At 68.1% G+C, this 18213-nt stretch carries 15 protein-coding genes; 12 read left to right on the top strand and 3 right to left on the bottom strand.

The window, feature by feature from the left end; all coding sequences use genetic code 11:
• Window positions 1–535: 535 nt before the first annotated feature.
• The 5 genes from VGP60_RS37310 (at window position 536) to VGP60_RS37330 (ending at window position 4320) form a co-directional block, all read left to right on the top strand.
• Window positions 536–1021: a nuclear transport factor 2 family protein gene (locus tag VGP60_RS37310; protein ID WP_327552928.1), complete on the top strand. Its 486-nt coding sequence runs from the start codon at window positions 536–538 to the stop codon at window positions 1019–1021.
• Window positions 1018–1854, top strand: a complete 837-nt coding sequence (locus VGP60_RS37315; protein WP_327552929.1) for a MerR family transcriptional regulator — start codon at window positions 1018–1020, stop codon at window positions 1852–1854. The genes VGP60_RS37310 and VGP60_RS37315 overlap by 4 nt, the downstream gene beginning before the upstream one ends.
• Window positions 1855–1916: 62 nt before the next feature.
• Complete coding sequence (locus tag VGP60_RS37320) at window positions 1917–2462, top strand: VOC family protein (protein ID WP_327552930.1); 546 nt, start codon at window positions 1917–1919, stop codon at window positions 2460–2462.
• Window positions 2455–3264, top strand: a complete 810-nt coding sequence (locus tag VGP60_RS37325; RefSeq protein WP_327552931.1) for a MerR family transcriptional regulator — start codon at window positions 2455–2457, stop codon at window positions 3262–3264. Before VGP60_RS37320 ends, VGP60_RS37325 begins: the two co-directional genes overlap by 8 nt.
• 258 nt (window positions 3265–3522) lie before the next feature.
• The gene (locus VGP60_RS37330) at window positions 3523–4320 is read left to right on the top strand and encodes an IclR family transcriptional regulator (RefSeq protein WP_327552932.1); all 798 of its coding nucleotides are present in this window, start codon (window positions 3523–3525) and stop codon (window positions 4318–4320) included.
• On the opposite strand, the gene VGP60_RS37335 is transcribed toward VGP60_RS37330, so the two are convergent.
• On the bottom strand, window positions 4307–7174 hold the full coding sequence (locus tag VGP60_RS37335) for an FAD-binding and (Fe-S)-binding domain-containing protein (RefSeq protein WP_327552933.1): 2868 nt from the start codon (window positions 7172–7174) through the stop codon (window positions 4307–4309). The genes VGP60_RS37330 and VGP60_RS37335 overlap by 14 nt on opposite strands.
• A gap of 154 nt (window positions 7175–7328) precedes the next feature.
• On the opposite strand from VGP60_RS37335, the gene VGP60_RS37340 reads away from it, so the two are divergent.
• Together VGP60_RS37340 and VGP60_RS37345 are read left to right on the top strand one after the other, a co-directional pair.
• Window positions 7329–8603 (top strand): hydroxyacid-oxoacid transhydrogenase, encoded by a 1275-nt coding sequence (locus VGP60_RS37340; protein WP_327552934.1) that lies wholly within the window; start codon window positions 7329–7331, stop codon window positions 8601–8603.
• Window positions 8604–8627: 24 nt separating this feature from the next.
• Window positions 8628–10001 carry an MFS transporter gene (locus tag VGP60_RS37345; protein WP_327552935.1) on the top strand — a complete coding sequence of 458 codons (1374 nt, stop codon included), beginning with the start codon at window positions 8628–8630 and terminating at the stop codon, window positions 9999–10001.
• Between the two features lie 11 nt (window positions 10002–10012).
• Here the strand turns inward: VGP60_RS37345 and VGP60_RS37350 are convergent, their stop codons facing one another.
• Window positions 10013–11053, bottom strand: a complete 1041-nt coding sequence (locus VGP60_RS37350; protein ID WP_327552936.1) for a phosphotransacetylase — start codon at window positions 11051–11053, stop codon at window positions 10013–10015.
• Between the two features lie 160 nt (window positions 11054–11213).
• Here VGP60_RS37350 and VGP60_RS37355 point away from each other — a divergent pair, with 160 nt between their 5' ends.
• Together VGP60_RS37355 and VGP60_RS37360 are read left to right on the top strand one after the other, a co-directional pair.
• Complete coding sequence (locus tag VGP60_RS37355) at window positions 11214–12002, top strand: IclR family transcriptional regulator (RefSeq protein WP_327552937.1); 789 nt, start codon at window positions 11214–11216, stop codon at window positions 12000–12002.
• Window positions 12003–12068: 66 nt separating this feature from the next.
• Window positions 12069–12875: an IclR family transcriptional regulator gene (locus VGP60_RS37360; RefSeq protein WP_327552938.1), complete on the top strand. Its 807-nt coding sequence runs from the start codon at window positions 12069–12071 to the stop codon at window positions 12873–12875.
• 49 nt (window positions 12876–12924) lie between these two features.
• On the opposite strand, the gene VGP60_RS37365 is transcribed toward VGP60_RS37360, so the two are convergent.
• Window positions 12925–14178 (bottom strand): MFS transporter, encoded by a 1254-nt coding sequence (locus VGP60_RS37365; protein ID WP_327552939.1) that lies wholly within the window; start codon window positions 14176–14178, stop codon window positions 12925–12927.
• Window positions 14179–14696: 518 nt separating this feature from the next.
• Between VGP60_RS37365 and sauS the strand changes: the two genes are divergently transcribed.
• The 3 genes from sauS to VGP60_RS37380 are packed head-to-tail and all read left to right on the top strand — an operon-like array spanning window position 14697 to window position 18155.
• On the top strand, window positions 14697–16109 hold the full coding sequence (gene sauS / locus VGP60_RS37370) for an acylating sulfoacetaldehyde dehydrogenase (protein WP_327552940.1): 1413 nt from the start codon (window positions 14697–14699) through the stop codon (window positions 16107–16109).
• Window positions 16110–16113: 4 nt separating this feature from the next.
• Window positions 16114–17277, top strand: coding sequence for a succinate--CoA ligase subunit beta (locus tag VGP60_RS37375; RefSeq protein ID WP_327552941.1), 1164 nt, complete (start codon window positions 16114–16116; stop codon window positions 17275–17277).
• A complete protein-coding gene (locus tag VGP60_RS37380) occupies window positions 17277–18155 on the top strand; it encodes a succinate--CoA ligase subunit alpha (RefSeq protein WP_327552942.1) in 879 nt (292 codons plus the stop codon). The genes VGP60_RS37375 and VGP60_RS37380 overlap by 1 nt, the downstream gene beginning before the upstream one ends.
• Window positions 18156–18213 lie beyond the last annotated feature (58 nt).

The following is an 18213-nucleotide window of genomic DNA, read 5'->3' on the forward strand; positions in this document are numbered from 1 at the left end:
ACATGCCTTCTGCCGGTGGGAGTGCGGCTCATCGGTCCGATCTTCGAGGACCGCACCCCGCTGCGGCTGGCCGAACTGCTCGAGCAGAAGATCGGCGGCTTCCAGGCGCCGAAGTAGGCGTACTGCCGGGCGTCCGTCGAGGGCTGGGGCTTCACGAAGGAGCTGGCGGATCGTGGCGATGCGGGCATCAAGGCAGCGCGGCTCGGGATGTCGCAAACGGCCCGTCAGCGACGTTGAGCGTCCCCAACGCCGCGGTTGCGACATCGCCGATCAACGGTGTGCAACGTGAAGCGGACCGTCGGGAGCGCGAACGGTCGTGCGGACGGTTCCGCTGGGCAGGTGGGTCGTGAGTGGCTACGAGTGTTCTAACACTTGTTGCCACTCACGACCCACCCACGCGATCCACCTGGCCTCAAGGATTCACCCCACCCCAACCAGCCGCCTGAACAAACCAGCTCGCTTCAAGATCGAACGACGGCGGTTCGGCGACTGCCGGACGCCACCTCTTGACTCTCGCCTGACTTGAAGGCCCACGATGGGCGTCATGACCACAGCATCGTCCACGATCGCGCACCGCTTCGCCGCAGCCTTCAACACACGCGACGTCGAGCAAGTGATCGATGTGTTCACGCCCGACGTCACGTACCACGATCTGTTCTACGGCACCTTCAGCGGCCATACCGGTTTGCGGGCGTTGTTCGGACGCATGTACGCCGAAGGTGTCAACCATCAGTGGACCATGCGCGCCGTCGCTGTCAGCGAATGTCGCACCATCGGAGAATGGCACTTCGAATTCACCGTCAGCGACCAAGTCCCGCACGGCGCGGGCCGCACCCTGCGTTTCGCCGGTGTTTCGGTGTTCGAGATCCGCGAAGGTCGCTGCCACCTCTACCGCGAGTACTTCGACCGCGCCGCAGCCCTGCTCGCGGTCGGCATCGCGCCCGGCTCGGTGAGCCGAATCGTTCGCCGCAGATCCTCGGTCCAGGTGACACTGCCGAAATCGAACACACTGCCGCGGTGAACGACACTGAGTGGCTGCTGATCGCGGAGTTCGCCCGCCGCTGCAGACTGCCGGTTTCGACCCTGCGTTACTACGACAGGGTCCAGCTTCTGACCCCTGCGGCCGTCGATCCTGTCACCGGCTACCGCCGCTACCACCTCGGCCAGCTGCCCGCAGCAGTCACCATCGCCCGCCTACGCGCGGTCGGCACCACCCCCGAAGCCATCGCATGCATCCTGCGCGGCGGGCAAGCAGCCGCCTCAGCGCTCGCCGACGAGCGCCGCCGCCTCACCGACGAGATAACCGAACGCACCCGTTCCCTGGCGCATCTCGACGAGCTCTCCGGCCTGACGTCGTTCAAACCCGGCGTCCCGCAGTATGTCAACCTGCCACCGATGCGAGTTCCAGCCCTTGGCTTCCACGCTGACTTCGCCGCATTGACTGCCACCATCATCCGCGGCATCGCCACACTCAGAGCGCAGCTCCGCAGCCATCAACTTCTCCCGCCCGACACGGAATGGGGCGCCCTGCTGCCCCTCGATCTCGACGAATACGTGACCGGCCACGTATTCGCACGCACCAGCACCGATACACCCACCGACGGGCTCACCACCATCGCTCTTCCCCACGGCCCCGCCTTCGAGATCACCCACCACGGCAGCGACGACCACCTCGCCCACACCTACGACCGGGCGCTGACCGCTGTCCACCTCAGCGCCCTTCGACCCGCCGGCGCCGTCATCGAGGACTACCTCGCGCCGCCGCGGCAGGACTCACCACCCCGAGTCCGCATCTGCGTGCAGGTCGGCGTTGCAGACGACAGCGGCTCGGTCGACGATGGCGACATTGTTTGATGTCGTCGGGTTCACGGATTGGGCTTGACCCTCACGTTGCGTGAGGGAAGACGGTAGACCGCATGAGTGATTTCTTCAACGCATTCGAGATGGGACCCGTATCCGAGCGTGGACCGAAGGCGGTTGCGCCAGAGGTGTTCCGCGGTATCTACGCGATGCCGGTGTTCGTGACGGTTCCGACGTCGGATTTGGCGGCGTCGACGGATTTCTGGGTGCGGGGGTTCGGCTTTGTCGAACTGTTCAGCGTCCCGGGGCAGGTGGTCCACCTGCGCCGGTGGGCGTTCCAGGATGTCCTGCTCGTTCCCGCGGCGGCCGGTGCCGGGCCTCCCGAAGTGCCGGCGATGAGCGTGAGTTTCTTGTGCGTGCTGAGCGAGGTCGATCCCCTCGTCGAGGCGTGTTCGGAGCTCGTGCCGGGCAGCGTGACCGGGCCGCGGGCTACGCCGTGGCGTACTCGCGACGTCGAGGTGACCACCCCTGAGGGTGCGCGGGTCGTGTTCACCGCGGCGCAGGAGTTCGATCCTGACAGCCAGGAAGCGCGTGCTCTCGCCTCGGTCGGGATCGTCGCCCCGGGATCGTCGGAGGAGAGTCACAATGGTGTCCATGGTTGAACGCGAGCGCGACATCCGTGACCGTGTCACGGTGGGCGCGGCCGCTGAGCTGGTGGGGGTGACGGTCCGCACGCTTCATCACTGGGACGAGATCGGCTTGGCGTCGCCGTCCGGGCGCACCACCGCCGGCTATCGCCAGTACACCGACGCGGACCTGCAACGGCTGCATCGAATCGTCGCCTACCGGGAGGCTGGTCTCGGGCTGGACGCGGTGCGGGAGGTTCTCGATGACCAGACAGCGGAGATCGGCGCCACCTTGCGTGAGCAGCGTGCCCAGCTCGCCGAGCGCATCCAGGACCTGCAGCAGCTCGACGAGCGCCTGGAACGGATGACCGAGGCTCACGAGCGGGGCATCCTCCTCGACGATGAAGCGCAGTCGGAGATCTTCGGGGCGGACTGGGACGCTCATCGATCCCGGCAGGCCCGCACTGTGTGGGGGGATTCTGCGCAATGGGCGCAGTTCGCCGAGCGGTCCGCTTCTCGCACGCGGGAGCAATGGCGGTCCCTCTCCGCGGCGATGTCCGCGTTGCAGCTCGATCTGGGCAACGCCCTCGATCGGGGGGTCATTCCGGGCAGCCCGGAAGCGAACGCGCTCGTCGAACGCCACCGCGAAGTGTTTTCCGACTTCTTCCCACTCACGCGACAGATGCAGGTGTGCCTGGGAAGAATGTTCGAGTCCGACCCCGGCTTCTCCTCCCACTACGACGGAATCCGGGTCGGGCTGGCCTCCTGGTTTCGGCAAAGCATCGACGAGTGCGCTCGCACTCACGGGATCGACCCGGAGACAGCCACCTGGCAGTGACCCGTAACGCGGAAATGCTCGTAACCCACTGCAACTCTCGGCCAACCGTCCACGGCGGACGGTTGATCATTCGATGCCCCGCACCAGAGCGCGTTTGATAGCTGACGGGTCCAGGCGATGACGGCGTTTGGCACGACGGCGGCTCGGAAGCCGAGGCGATCCGCCGGCCCGCGAGGTACGCCATCGGCGTCCACGGTCGCGCCGTGCTCCCGGTAGGCTCGATTTTCACGCCCCTCGGGCGACGGGAGGTGAGAACGGGTGGCCGTCACTACCGACGACAACCAGGCTCCACCAGGCACTCAGGCGATCGGGCGCGCGCTCGGCGTGCTGAAGCTACTGGCGGAGCACGGTGCCGAGTTGACCACCGCGCGGATCGCCGCCGAACTCGGCCTGTCCTCGGGCACCGCGAACCGCGTCGTCCGCGCGCTGATGGCCGAAGGCCTCGTCACGCACAATCCGCGCACCGACAGCTTCTACCTTGGTACCGGCACAGTTCTGCTCGGACAGGCCGCCCAGCGCGGGTTCGGTTTGGACCGTGCGCTGCCCGTGTTGGAACAGCTCAACAACGAAACCGAGGAATCGGTCAACCTCGTGGTCCGCGAGGGCGGTGAATCCGTCGTCATGCTGCGGGTGCAGTCGACCTTGCCGCTGCGTTTCGAGCAACATCCCGGCGCGCGTTTTCCCTTGTACGCCACGGCATCCGGCAAGGCGATCGTGGCGCACTCGCCGGACTCCGACAGCTACGTCGCCTCGCTGCCTGACGAACTTCCCTTACTCACGGCCAAAACCCTGTCGACGCCGCAGCAGCTCGCTGCTCAGTTGGAGCAGGTACGCCGCCGCGGCTACAGCATCGACGAGGAGGAGAACGTCGCGGGCGTGCGGTGTGTCGGGGCGCCCGTGCTCGATTCCGATCGTCACGCGCAGGCGGCCTTGGTGATCCAGGTGCCCACCGTGCGGATGCCACCCGCCCGTGTCCGCGCGCTCGGCGCGCGGGTCGTCACCGCGGCGAAGGAGATCGCGCAGTTCGTGCCGATCGACCGGTTCATGTCTCGCTGACGCCGAGTGCTCGGGCCGCCAGCGTCGCCAAATGCACTGGCTTGCTGTCGGTGAGCTGCCGGATCTGGGTGCGGCAGCTGAATCCGTCGGCGTGCACGGCGGTGCCCGGCGCGGCCGCACGGATGGCCGGCAGCAGCTGCTGTTCGGCGCACGCCACCGACACGTCGTAATGACCGCGTTCGAACCCGAAGTTCCCGGCCAGCCCGCAGCAGCCACCGTCGAGCACGTCGGCATCCCCGGCCACCTTTCCCAGCACCGTACGATCCGCGTCGAACCCGAGATCGGCGTACTGGTGGCAGTGCACCTGGCTGAGCACCCGTTCGGGTCGACCCGCGGTCGCGAGTTCCGCGGTCGCCAATTCCGGGGAATCGGCCACCTGCTCCGCGAACGTGCGCGTGGCCGCGGCCAGCGCGGCGACCCGTGGATCGTCCGGCAGCAGCTCGGCCGCGTCACGCCGCAACATTGCGGTACAGCTCGGTTCCAGCCCGATGACCGGAACCCCCTTGTCCAGCCACGGTTCCAGCACGTCCAGGGTGTTGCGCAGCTGACGTCGTGCCGGTGCGAGCTGACCGGTGCTGTACCACGTCAGTCCACAACAGACCGGTCGTTCCGGCAGATGTACCTGGTAGCCGAGTTCTTCCAGCACGGCCACCGCGTCCCGGCCGGCCTCAGGGTCGAAATGGTTGGTGAAGGTGTCCGGCCACAGCAGGACCGGCTCACCGTCCGGACGTCCGCCGGTCCTGCTCCCCCACCAGTCGCGCAGGGTCCTCGGCGCCAGCGCGGGGATCGGGCGTTCCTCCGCGACCCCGCCCAGCCGTTTCAGCAGCGGCGCCAGGCGCGAACGGGTGAAGGCGTTCACCACGCGCGGCGCGAGCGCGCCGAATCGCAGCCATCGCGGCAACGCGCCCATTCCGTAGTGCGACATCGGCCGTGGCCGGTTTTCGTAGTGCCTGCTGAGGAATTCGACCTTGTAGGTGGCCATGTCGACGCCGACCGGGCAGTCGGTCTTGCAGCCCTTGCACCCGAGACACAGATCGAGCGCGTCTTTGACCTCGGGTGAGCGCCAGCCCTCGGTCACGACGTCGCCGGCCAGCATTTCGAAGAGCAGCCGTGAACGGCCACGGGTCGAGTTCTTCTCCTCGCCGGTCGCCCGGTAGCTCGGGCACATGACACCCCCGGACGACGACAGGCACTTGCCGACGCCCACACAGCGCCGTGACGCGGCGGCGAGGTCGCCGCCGTCGGCGTGTATGGCCAGCTTCGCTCGCGTCGGCAGCACGGCCGGGGCGACGAGTACGCGCAGGTCCGCGTCCAGTGGTGCCGGATCGACGACCCGTCCCGGGTTCATCCGCCCGGCCGGGTCGAACGCGGCCTTGAAGGCGGCGAACGCGGCCATGATCGGTGGCGAGTACATCTTCGGCAGCAACTCGGCGCGGGCCTGCCCGTCGCCGTGCTCACCGGAGAGCGATCCACCGTGCGCGACCACCAGATCGGCGGCCTCGGTGAGGAACTCCCGGTAGCGGCGGCGCGCATCGCTTGCGGGGAAAGGAAAATCGATCCGCACGTGCAGGCATCCGTCGCCGAAGTGGCCGTAGACCACCCCACGCCTGCCGTGTGCGTCCATCAGCTTTTCGAACGCACGCAGGTATTCGCCGAGCCGGTCCGGCGGGACCGCCGCGTCCTCCCAGCCCGACCAGGCTTCGGACCCGTCCGCCAGCCTGGTGGCGAGCCCGGCGCCCTCCTCGCGGATGCGCCAGAGCGCGCGCTGACGCGCCGGGTCGGTGACGACCACCGCGCTCGCGCCCACGGCCGGCGCCACGGCGGCGACCCGCCGGGCCGCTTCCGCTGCCTCTGCCGGCGAGTCGCCGCCGACTTCGAGGTAGAGCCACGCGTCACCGTCGGGCAGGTCCGCTCCGGTGGTCGAACCGGGCCGCCGGGCCCGCAGCGCGCTGACGAGTCGTCCGTCGATGCCCTCGATAGTCAGTGCCGGTAGGTCCAGCAACGCGGGCACGGCGTCCGCGGCGCGCACGTTGTCGGCAAAGCCGAGGACGGCCAGCGCACGGGCCGCGGGTGCCCGCACGAGGTCGACCGTGGCGTCGAGGATCGTCGCGCAGGTCCCCTCCGTCCCGACCAGCGCACGGGCAAGGTCGAACCCGTTCTCCGGCAACAGGGCATCGAGGTTGTAACCGGACACTCTCCGTGGCAGGGAAGGAAAAGACCTCCGGATCTCGTGCGCGTTCCGGTCCGCCAGAGCACTGAGGTCCCGATACAGCTCACCGATCCTGTCACCGCGCGAACGCAGCCGCGCCAGGTCCTCGGCGGAGGTCTTGCCGACGTCGAGCACGGTGCCGTCGGACAGTGCGACCCGGAGCGAACGCACGTTGTCCTCGGTCTTCCCCCAAGCCACCGAATGCGATCCGCACGCGTTGTTGCCGATCATGCCGCCGAGCGTGCACCGGCTGTGGGTCGAGGGGTCGGGACCGAAGGTCAGCCCGTGTCCGGCGGCCGCGTCCCGCAACCGGTCGAGCACCAGGCCCGGCTGCACTCGGGCGATCCCGCGCCCGGCGTCGAGTTCGAGGACCTGGTTGAGGTGTTTGGTGAAGTCGAGCACCACCGCGACGTTCGCCGCCTGTCCGCCGATGCTGGTGCCCGCACCCCGTGGCAGCACGGGAATCCCGCGCTCGGCACTCACCGCGAGGGTCGCCAGCACGTCGTCGGCGGAGCGGGGTGTGACCACGGCGAGCGGCACGTGCCGGTAGTTGGAGGCGTCGGTCGAGAACATCGCCCGGGTAGCCGTGCCGAGGTCGACGCTGCCACTGATGGCGGTGGACAACGTGCGTTCGAACTCGCGCATTTCACTGGCTGTGGTGCCCAAATTACCGGCTCCCGTCTGGTTGGAGAATCGTGCGCGGCCACAATTCAGGGCTTTACGAACACGGCTCTTGCACCTACCGTACTGCCACATAGTGGTACTGCCTCCCACATAGTGTCAACGATTGGAGCCGTCGATGGTGCCGGAGATCCAACCCAACGAGAGCGTGTTCACCTGGGCCGCCCCGCCGCTGAAGTTCGGCGCGGGCGCGCTCGACGAGATCGGCGGGGAAGTCGCCGCGACCGGCGCCGGCTCGGTCCTCATCCTCACCGACCGCGGGGTGCGCGAGACCGGAATCCCCGATCAGGTGCTGGCGAATCTCCTCGCGGCCGGCCTGAAAGCCGAAATCTTCGACGATGTCGCGGTCGAGCCGACCGACGAAAGCATCGCCACCGCGGTCGCGTTCGCCCGCGAGCGGGACTGGGACTGCTTCGTCGCGATCGGCGGTGGGTCGGCGATGGACACGGCCAAGGCGGTCAACCTGCTCACCACCCATCCCGGCGAACTGCTGGACTTCGTGACCCCGCCGATCGGCGGCGGCAAAGCGCCGTGGTTGCCGGTCAAGCCGCTGATCGCGGTGCCGACGACCGCGGGCACCGGATCGGAATCCACCACCATCTGCGTGATCGATTTCCTTGGCCTGCACCTGAAAGCGGGGGTCAGCCACCCGAGGCTCCGGCCGTCACTGGCGGTCGTCGACCCCCGGACGATGCTGAGCCTGCCCACGCAGGTGACCGCGGCCAGTGGCATGGACGTGCTCTCCCACGCCCTGGAGAGCTACACGGCGATCCGCTACGACGCGAAGGCCGCGCCGGAAGACCCGATGCGACGGCCCGCGTTCTGCGGCTCGAACCCGATCAGCGACGTGTGGTGCGAGATGGCGTTGAAGCTGGTCGGGGAGAACCTGCGGGCCGCGGTCTGCAACGGGCGTGACCTCAGGGCACGGACCCAGATGGCGCTGGCGTCGACCTACGCGGGTTCCGGCTTCGGCAACGCGGGAACCCATCTCCCCCACGCGAACGCCTACCCCGTGGCCGGGGCGGTCAAGCACTACGAGGCGGAGGGTTACCCCCCGATGCCGATGGTCCCGCACGGCCAGGCCGTGTCCGCGACCGCGGCGGCGGTGTTCCGCTGGACCTACCCGGCCGATCCGCAACGGCACCTGCGCGCCGCCGAACTGCTCTCCGGGCGCACGTTCACCAAGACCGACGGGGCCGACGCGCTCGCCGGTGTCCTGACCGAACTGATGGCCGACATCGGCATGCCCTCGGGGCTTCGCAGCTTCGGCTACGGCGAGGACGACATCCCGACATTGGTCGACGGCACGTTGAAGCAGACACGTCAGCTCGCGGTGGTTCCCCGCCCGCTCGACCGTGACGCCGCGGAGCGCATCTTCCGGCAGTCCCTCTGATCGGCGCGCGCGAGGAGCACGGACATGACTAGACCACCGGACACCGGGGAAAGCGACGGCGTCAGCCGCCGCGAACTCCGCACCGTCGTCGCGTCCAGCGTCATCGGGACGACCGTGGAGTGGTACGACTTCTTCCTCTACGGGACCGCGGCGGGAATCGTCTTCAACAAGCTGTACTTCCCCAGCGACGATCCGCTCGTCAGCACTCTGCTGTCGTTCGGCACGTTCGCGCTCGGGTTCATCGCCCGCCCCATCGGCGGGCTGATCTTCGGGCACATCGGCGACCGCGTCGGTCGCAAAAGGACACTCATCGCGACCATGCTGATCATGGGCTTGGCGACCTGCGCGATCGGTCTCGTGCCGACCTACGGCACCATCGGCGTGGCCGCTCCGATCATCCTGGTGGTGCTGCGGCTCGCCCAGGGCATCGCCATCGGCGGTGAATGGGGTGGCGCGGTGCTCATGGCGGTGGAATACGCACCTCGGGGCAAACGCGGGCTGTACGGCAGTTTCCCGCAGATGGGGCTGGCTGTCGGCCTGATGCTCGGCACCGGGGTGTTCGCCGGACTGAACGTGGCGCTGCCCGGTGACGCCTTCCTGTCGTGGGGATGGCGGATCGCGTTCGGGCTCTCCGCGATCCTCGTGCTGGTCGGCATGTTCATCCGGCTCAAGGTCATCGAGACACCGGCCTTCCGCAAAATGGCGCAGCACCAGGCGAAGGCGACCGTTCCCGCCCTCGAACTGGTCCACGATCGGCGGTCGCGCAGGCACATCCTGCTCGGCATGGGCAGCAGGCTGCACGAGGGGATCGCGTTCAACACCTGGGCGGTGTTCGCGATCTCCTACGGCACCGGCACCGTCGGGATGAGCCGTCAGCCCCTGCTGCTCAGCGTGATGGGAGCGGCGGCGGTCATGCTGGTGTTCATCCCGGTGTTCGGCCGCGCGTCGGATCGGTTCGGCCGCAGACAGGTGTTCGCCATCGGCGCGATCATCACCGGGTTCGCGACATACCCGGCGCTCGCGTCACTGGGCAGCGGCAGTCCACTGCTCGTCGCGGTGACCCTGATCGTGGTGCTCGGTATCTGCTACCCGATCATGTACGGCCCACAAGCGGCGTTTTACGCGGAACTGTTCCCCACCAACGTCCGCTGCACCGGCATTTCGTTCGTCTACCAGTTCTCCGGGATCTTCGCCTCCGGGATGACCCCGCTGATCCTGTCCTATCTGGTCGGCCGGGCCGGCGGCGGTTACGGGCTGGTCCTCGCCTACGTGCTCGCCGCGACGGTCCTGAGCACGATCTGCACCCTCGCGATCCGGCGTCGCGATCTGGTCACCGAAGACGCCGAGGCCGGGGAGTTCGCGATCGCCGCGAGCCCGGTGCGTACCTCGCCGAGGTAACAGGACGTTCCTCAAACGCTGGGCGGCGTGCCTTCGGGTGCGCCGTCCAGCGCTTGTACGGCGCTGATCAGCGCCATGATCTCGATGTCCCGTGCCGAGCAACCGCGCGAGAGATCGTTGAGCGGCAGGCGCAACCCCTGCAACACCGGGCCCAACGCGGTCGCGCCACCGAACCGTTCGGCGATCTTGTAGCCGATGTTGCCCGCGTCGAGATTGGGGAACACCAGGACGTTCGCGTGTCCCGCGATCGACGAGCCCGGCGCCTTGGCCGCGCCGACCGCCCCGACGACCGCGGCGTCGAACTGCAGTTCACCGTCGATGGCGAGGCCCGGGTCGCGTGATCGGACGAGTGCGGTCGCGGCCCGCACCTTGTCGACACTCGCGTGTGCCGCACTGCCCTGCGTCGAGAACGACAGCATGGCGACGCGCGGTTCGGTGGCCGTCAACGCCCGGAACGACGCGGCGGTCGCGATCGCGATGTCCGCGAGCTGAGCGGTATCCGGTGCGGGCAGCACGGCGCAGTCAGCGAACGCCAGTACCCGGCCGTCGGCGAGCAGCATCAGGAAAAAGCTGCTGACGCTACTGACCTCGGGGCGTATCCCCACCACTCTCAGGCCTGCGCGCAGGACGTCCGCGGTCGAGCACGTCGCCCCGGCCACACAGGCGTCGAAGACACCAGCCCGCAGCGCGGCGCTCGCGACGTGGAGCGGATCGTGCTCGGCGGCGGGCAGGTCGTCGGCCCGGCGCCCGGTGAACGCCGACCGCAGCGCGGCCCGCACACCCGGCCGCTCAAGCAGTGCGCCGGTGCCGAGGACGAGATCGCCGGGCACGCGCACGCCGAGTTCCTCGGCGGCCGCACCGATCCGAGCCAGGTCGCCGACGAGACACGGACGCAGCGAACCCCGCTCGCGCAGTCGAAGTGCCGCGGTGATCGCCCGTGGGTCCGCACCGTCAGGCAGCACGACGCGCAGGCCACGCCCGGCGACCCGCCGTCGCCACCGCTCCACCAGTTCGACCCCGGTGTCCACACCGGGCTCAATGGCAACTTCCATGGTGGCACTCCAGGTATCTCGAAGGTCCGGCGCGACACCGTCACCTTACCTCGACTTCCATAAATAGAAAGATGCTTCCACATACTGCAGGTAGTGGAGCGAACGTGGCGGCCGGACGACCGAGGTAGACTCCTTCCAACATGTGACATTGAGGAGCAGGATGAGTCCCAAGATCGAGGACGGCCGCGTCGTCGGTGCCCAGACGGTGGCCAGGGCGTTCGCCGTCCTTCGACTCTTCCGTGACCAGGGTGGCGACCTCGGTGTCGGGGCCGTCGCGAAGGAACTCGGACTGAACCTCAGCACCACCCACCGGATCGTCCGCGCGCTCGTCGCCGAAGGATTCCTCGCGCAGAACGAGGACAACGAGCGCTACTACCTGGGCACCGGGGCGTTGCTGCTGGGACAGGCCGCCCACAGCAACTTCGGTCTCGACGTCGTCTATCCGGCGTTGCAGGCACTCGCCGCCAGCACCGGCGAATCGGTCAACCTCGGCGTGCTAGCGGGGGAAATCGCGGTCGTCGTCGAGCGCATCGAATCCGTCCAGCCGTTGCGGTTCACCCAGCCCCCGGGAACGCGCGTACCGCTGCACGCCTCGTCGATGGGGAAGGTGCTGCTCGCGTTCAACGCCGACGTCGAGCGGCGCACCCTCAAAGGGGTCAATCGCCTCGACCGCATCACCCCGAAGACACACGCGACCGCCGCGAGCCTGCGTGCCGACCTCGCAATGACCCGCGCGCGCGGGTGGAGCACCGACGACGAGGAATCGTCCCTCGGCGTCCGCTGTGTGGCCGCACCGATCTGTGACAGCGCCGGGGTGGCCAGGGCCGCGATAGCCGTGCAGGCACCCGCCGTGCGGATGCCCGACGCACGCTTCGACGAACTCGGCCCGCAGGTCGCGACGGCGGCCAAGGAGATCTCTACGCTGCTTCCACCCGGCCACAGCTTCTGAGCCGGCAGCGGTCCGCTCGAAGACGCACCGCGACCTTTTTGGTTCACCGTAGGGAGGAAAGCACGCATGGCTACCGGCCGAGAGCACGCACTGCCGTCACCGGCGAACGGGCAGGTCGCCGGGACGCAGACGATCGTCCGCGCGCTGGCCGTGCTCCGCGAACTGCGCGATGCCGACGGCGATGTCGGGATCACCGAGATCGCCCGCGCCCTCGAACTGCACACGAGCACCGTGCACCGCATCGTGAAGGCACTGGCCGCCGCCGGGTACGTGGCACAAAACGACCGTACGGAGCGGTATCGGCTCGGCCGCGAGGCTTTCCTGCTCGGCCGGGCGGCGGAGCGAACGCTCGGGTTCGAGGCAGCGAAACCGCTGCTCGAACGCCTGGCGGAGATCACCGGTGAGTCGGTCAACCTCGTGGTCCGCGACGGCGATGAGGGGCTGGTGGTCCTGCGGGAGGAATCCCAGCAGCCGCTCCGCTTCACCCAGCCGGTCGGCGCACGGGTTCCGCTGTACTGCACCAGCACCGGCAAGATCCTGCTGGCATTCACCGAAGACCCTTCCGCCGAAGTCACGCGCCTCGGCGAACTCAAGGCGTTGACGGCAACGACGATCACCTCACCGCGCGAACTCCTGCGCGAACTCGAGCAGGTCAAACGGCAAGGGTTCAGCGTCAACAAAAGCGAGCGGGTGCCCGGTGTCTGCGGCGTCGCCGCGGCGGTGCTCGACGCTGACGGGCTCGCGAGCGCGGCTGTGGCCGTCCAAGGCCCGGAATTCAGGATGCCGGACGAGCGGATCGCCGAGCTGGCGTCGCTCGCGATGGCCACGGCCGAGGACATCGCCGCCGCGATACCGCACGGCTACCACCTCTGACGCGCGGATACCGATCACCGGTACCCGCGCGTCTGCCGATCCCGGCCGTTCAGGTCTGCGACGCCGCGATACCGGCCACCGACGGCAGCTTGTTCGCCGGATCGACCCGCAGCGAAACGATGCCGCCGAGCATGAGCAGTCCCGCCGACACGGCGAAGGGCACCACCCAGCTCCCGGTCTGATCGACCAGCAGCCCGAAGATCGCGGGCGAGAGGATGCCCGCGATACCGAATCCGGTGTTCATCAGGCCACCCGCGGTTCCGGCGTGGTCGGGCGCGATGTCCATCGGAATCGACCACAACACGGGATTGGTCAGCTCCAGGAAGAAGAAGGCGACGGCCAAGCACACCGTCACCAAACCGAGCTGGTGGATGAACAACGTGGGCAAGATGAACACGAACGACCCGAGCAGACCACCGACAAGCACCGAACGGCGGGCGACGCGCAGGCTGCCCGTGCGGCGGAGCAGCGAGTCCGACAACACGCCACCGACCATGTCCCCGGCGACGCCCGCCAACAGGACGAGCGTGCTGAACAGCGCGAACTGGGTCAGCTTCAGCCCGTAGCTCCCGGCGAAGAACGACGGTATCCAGGTCAGGTACACCCACAGCATCCAGCCGTAGGTGAAGTCGACGAAGGTGAGCGGGAGGATGCGGCGCAGCAGCGCTCCCCACGGCACCGGTGGGCGGTGATCCGCCCGCTGCGCCTGCGACAACTCGCTCAACTCCACGTCACCCATGCGCGGGTGATCCGCCGGACGGTCGCGGTAGTGGTAGATCCACAGCGCGGCCCAGCCGAGACTGACCACCCCGAGCACCCAGAACGACGCGCGCCAGTCGAATGCCACGATCATCGCGGCGACCAGCAGCGGGGCCACCGCGTTGCCGAGGCGCGCGAACGCGTGTGTGACCCCCTGGCCGAACCCGCGCTGATCGGCGGGCAACCAGCGGGACATCGCCTGGGTCGCGCCGGGGAACGCGGCGCCTTCACCGAATCCCAGTGCGAGCCTGGCGGCGAAGAGCATCGCCATCCCGGTGGCGAACCCGGTGAACACTGTGGACAGTCCCCACAGGATTCCCACCAGGAACAAGAGTTTGCGCGGGCCGAACCGGTCGGCGAGAAAACCGCCGAATATCTGGAAAAACGCGTAGGGAATCGCGAACGCCGAGAGCACGAGGCCGAGCTGCGTGTTGGACAGCCCCAGATCCTGCCGGATGTAGGGAGCGGCCGTGGAGATGTTCACCCGGTCCAGATAGGTGATGAAGTACATCCCGCACAGCAGGAGCATCACCCGGCCTCGCACGCGGCCACGGTAGGCCCCCAGTAGTCGGTGTCTCGTGCCCGCCGCCGAAGTGCCGGAGGGAATCCTGGTTCGAATAAGCATGTCGAAGCACCGCCTGTCAGTGTTTGCTGGTGAACCCACATCCGGGGAGACTTCCGCTGGCCATCACCATTCGCTCAATGCCTGTCCGGCTGGGCGTCTGACGACGCCGACCGTCCGGCCAGGCGTCAGCGGACGATCCGCTCGTCCGCGACCACGCCGGGTATTCCGCTGAGCCGGGTATTCCAATAAATGGAAGCTGATTCCAAAAGAAGCTAGGCCGTCGGCCGCCCTGTGTCAACAATCACTGCGCGACCAATCGTGACCCAGTGCACACGGCCGGCCCGAGAGTGACTATTGACGCGACGTCGGCGCCGTACGTAGCGTGTTGGAATCACGTACCACATTGTGAAATCCGGTCAACGAGGATCGGGCCGGCCTCGGTCGCCTCGGTCGCCTCGGTCGCACCGGCGCATCGGCCACGTCACGAAAGGCAAACCATGCCTGTACTTCAGGACCGCACCGCAGCGGAGACCATCGCCGTGCTGCTGGGAAAGGCGCGAGCCGCACAGGCCGTCTTCGAAGGCTATGACCAGCGCCGAGTCGACGACGTGGTGCGCGGCGCCGCCTGGGCGATCTACCGCCCGGACCATGCCGTCGCGCTCGCCGAGCTCGCCGTGCGCGACACCGGCCTGGGCAAGGTCGAGGACAAGATCACCAAGAACCAGCGGAAGACCTTGGGAACGTTGCGTGACCTGACCGGCGCGAAGTCGGTCGGGATCATTCACGAAGACCCGGAGAAGGGGCTGGTCGAATACGCCAAGCCGGTCGGCGTCGTCGCGGCGGTGTGCCCGTCGACCAACCCGGCCGCGACACCGGCGAACAAGACGATGATGGCGTTGAAGGGGCGCAACGCGGTCATCCTGTCCCCCTCGCCGAAAGGTGAGTCGACCTGCCGTTTGCTGGTGGACTACATCCACGCGGAGCTGGACAAGGTCGGCGCTCCGCGCGATCTCGTGCAGTACGTGGCGTCGGCGAGCAAGGAGCTGACCAACGAGCTGATGCGTCAGGCCGATCTCGTCGTCGTCACCGGTTCCCAACGCAACGTCCGGCAGGCCTACCAAAGCGGCACCCCCGCCATCGGGGTCGGCGCGGGCAACGCGCCGGTCATCGTCGACGCGGACGCCGATGTCGCCGACGCCGCGGAGAAGATCAGGCTCAGCAAGACCTTCGACCACGCGACGAGCTGTTCCTCGGAAAACTCCGTACACCTCCACGACGCCGTCTATGACCAGACGGTGCAGGCGTTGCGGGACCAGGGCGGCTATCTGCTCACCGAGCCCGAGAAGCGCCGCCTTCAGTCGGTCATGTGGCCCGAGGGCAAACTCAGCTCCGCGATCACCGCGCAGCCTCCTGGCAAGCTGGCCGCGCTGGCCGGCCTCGACTCCCCCGAAGCCAGGGACGCGAGCTTCTTCATGGTCGAAGAAGACGGCGTCGGCCCGGAGTATCCCTTCAGCGGCGAAAAACTGTCGGTAGTCCTGGCCGTCTACCGGTTCAGCGAGCTGGAACCCGCACTCGACCGCATCCAGCGGCTGCTCGACTACCAGGGTGCGGGTCACTCCTGCGGGATCCACACCCGGACCGCGGAACGGGCACACCTGGTGGCCGAGCGACTGCGCGTGGCGCGGGTGCTGGTCAACCAAGCACATTGCTTCGGCACCGGAGGCGGGTTCGACAACGGCCTCGGCTTCACCTTGACCATGGGCGCGGGCACCTGGGCAGGCAACAGCATCAGCGAAAACCTGTCCTACCGGCACTTCCTGAATATCACGCGGCTCGCCCGGGTGATTCCACCGCGCATTCCCACGGAGGACGCACTGTGGGGCAGCTACCTCGAGACCTACGGGCGGTAACGGCATGAAACTACTGGAACACCAAGGTAAACACCTGCTCGCACAAGCCGGGCTGACGGTGCCGCAAGGCACCGTGGTGACGACCGCCGGCGCCGCGCGGCAGGCGGCCGCCATGATCGGTGGCCGGGTGGCGCTGAAAAGCCAGGTACCGTCGGGCAAACGGGGCAAGTCCGGCGGTATCAAGTTCGCGTCGACGCCGGACGAAGCGCAGGTGGCGGCAGGCGAACTGCTCGGCGCCACACTGGGCGGCACGGTCGTCGACACCGTGCTCGTCGAGCAATGCGCCGACATCCGCACCGAGCTCTACGCCGCTGTGCTCAACAACCCGGCGACCAAGGGCCCGCTGGTGATGTTCTCCGCGGCCGGCGGGATGGACATCGAAGAAGTCGGCGACGATGGGCCCGGAGCGATTCGGAAGCTGTCGGTCGACATCCGCACGGGGCTGACCGAGACCGCCACCCGGGAACTGGTGCGAGCGCTCGATCTGCCGGAATCCGTTGAGCGGCAACTGATCGCCGCCTTGCTGGCGATGTACCGCCTCTATCGCAACGTCGACGCGGAACTCGTGGAGATCAACCCGCTGGTCGTCACCTCGGCCGACGAGATCGTCGCGCTGGACGCGAAGATCTCGCTCGACCCGGGCGCCCTGGGACGGCACGCGGAACTGTTCGCGGACCTGATCGCACATGACGACGCGACCGGCACCGAACTCGAACAGCGCGGCCGCGCCCTCGGCCTGCAATATATGGAACTCGACGGCGAAGTCGGTGTGCTCGCCAACGGCGCCGGACTGACGATGACGACGCTCGACGCGGTGAACCACTACGGCGGCCGCCCGGCGAACTTCCTCGAAATCGGCGGCGATGCCTACGTCAAGGCGACACCGGCGTTGCGCCTGGTGCTCGACAACCCCCGGGTCCGGAGCCTGGTGGTGAACTTCTGCGGCGCGTTCGCCCGTACCGACGTGATGACCGAAGGCGTGCTCACGGCCATCGAGGAGCTGCACCCGCAGATCCCGATCTTCTTCTGCATCCACGGAACAGGTGAGGAAAAAGCCATCCGGCTGGTGCGGGAGCGGTTCGGCGCCGAACCCTTCGACACGATGGACGACGCCGTGCGCGCCGCGGTCGACGCCGCGCGCACGGTTACCGGAAAGGCGGCGGGCTGATGCTGGTATCGGCGGAAGACAAGGTCATCGTCCAGGGCATCACCGGACGGCAGGGCTCGTTCTGGGCCGAGCGGATGACCGAGTGCGGTACCCGGATCGTCGCCGGGGCCAGCCCCGGCAAGGGCGGTCGCGAAGTCGGTGGGGTGCCGGTCTACAACTCGGTCGCCGAAGCGGCACGCGAGCACACCCTCGACGTCAGTGTGCTGTTCGTCCCGCCGCTCGCGGCCAGGACCGCGGCGAGTGACGCCATCGAAGCCGGGGTGGGCAAGATCGTGCTCCTCACCGAGCACATTCCCTACCAGGACGTCATGCAGGTGCTGGCGCAGGCGCGCGAACACGGCACCCAGGTGCTCGGCCCGAACACCGCGGGGCTCGTGGTGCCCGGCGCGGCATCAGTGGGCATCATGCCCGGATTCGCGAAGAACATCTTCGCGCCGGGGTCGATCGGCGTCATCTCCCGCAGCGGCAGCCTCGGCACGCTCGTCGCGCTCAACCTGGTCAGCGACGGATACGGGCAGTCGGCGTTCATCGGTATCGGCGGCGATCCGATCCTCGGCACCACGACCCTCGACGCGGTCCGCGAGCTGGACGCCGATGAGCGGACCGAGGCGGTGGTGCTGGTCGGCGAGATCGGTGGCTCGATGGAGGAGGACGCCGCCGAGTACATCGCCACCATGGACAAGCCCGTGGTGGCGTTCATCGCCGGGCGCAGCGCTCCCCCGGACCGCCGCATGGGGCACGCGGGGGCGATCGTCAGCGCGGGGCGCGGCAGCGGGAAGTCCAAAGTAGACGCCCTGAAGGCAGCGGGGGCGATCGTCACCGACCTGCCCAGCGGGATAGCCGATGCCTTGCGCGCCAAGGGTATCCACCCGCGTTAGCGGGACCGCGACCACCGGGTGACGACCCGGTGCCAGCGGGTCACCGCGCGGGTCATCC

This window comes from Amycolatopsis sp., from assembly GCF_036008905.1.
GTDB lineage: Bacteria > Actinomycetota > Actinomycetes > Mycobacteriales > Pseudonocardiaceae > Amycolatopsis.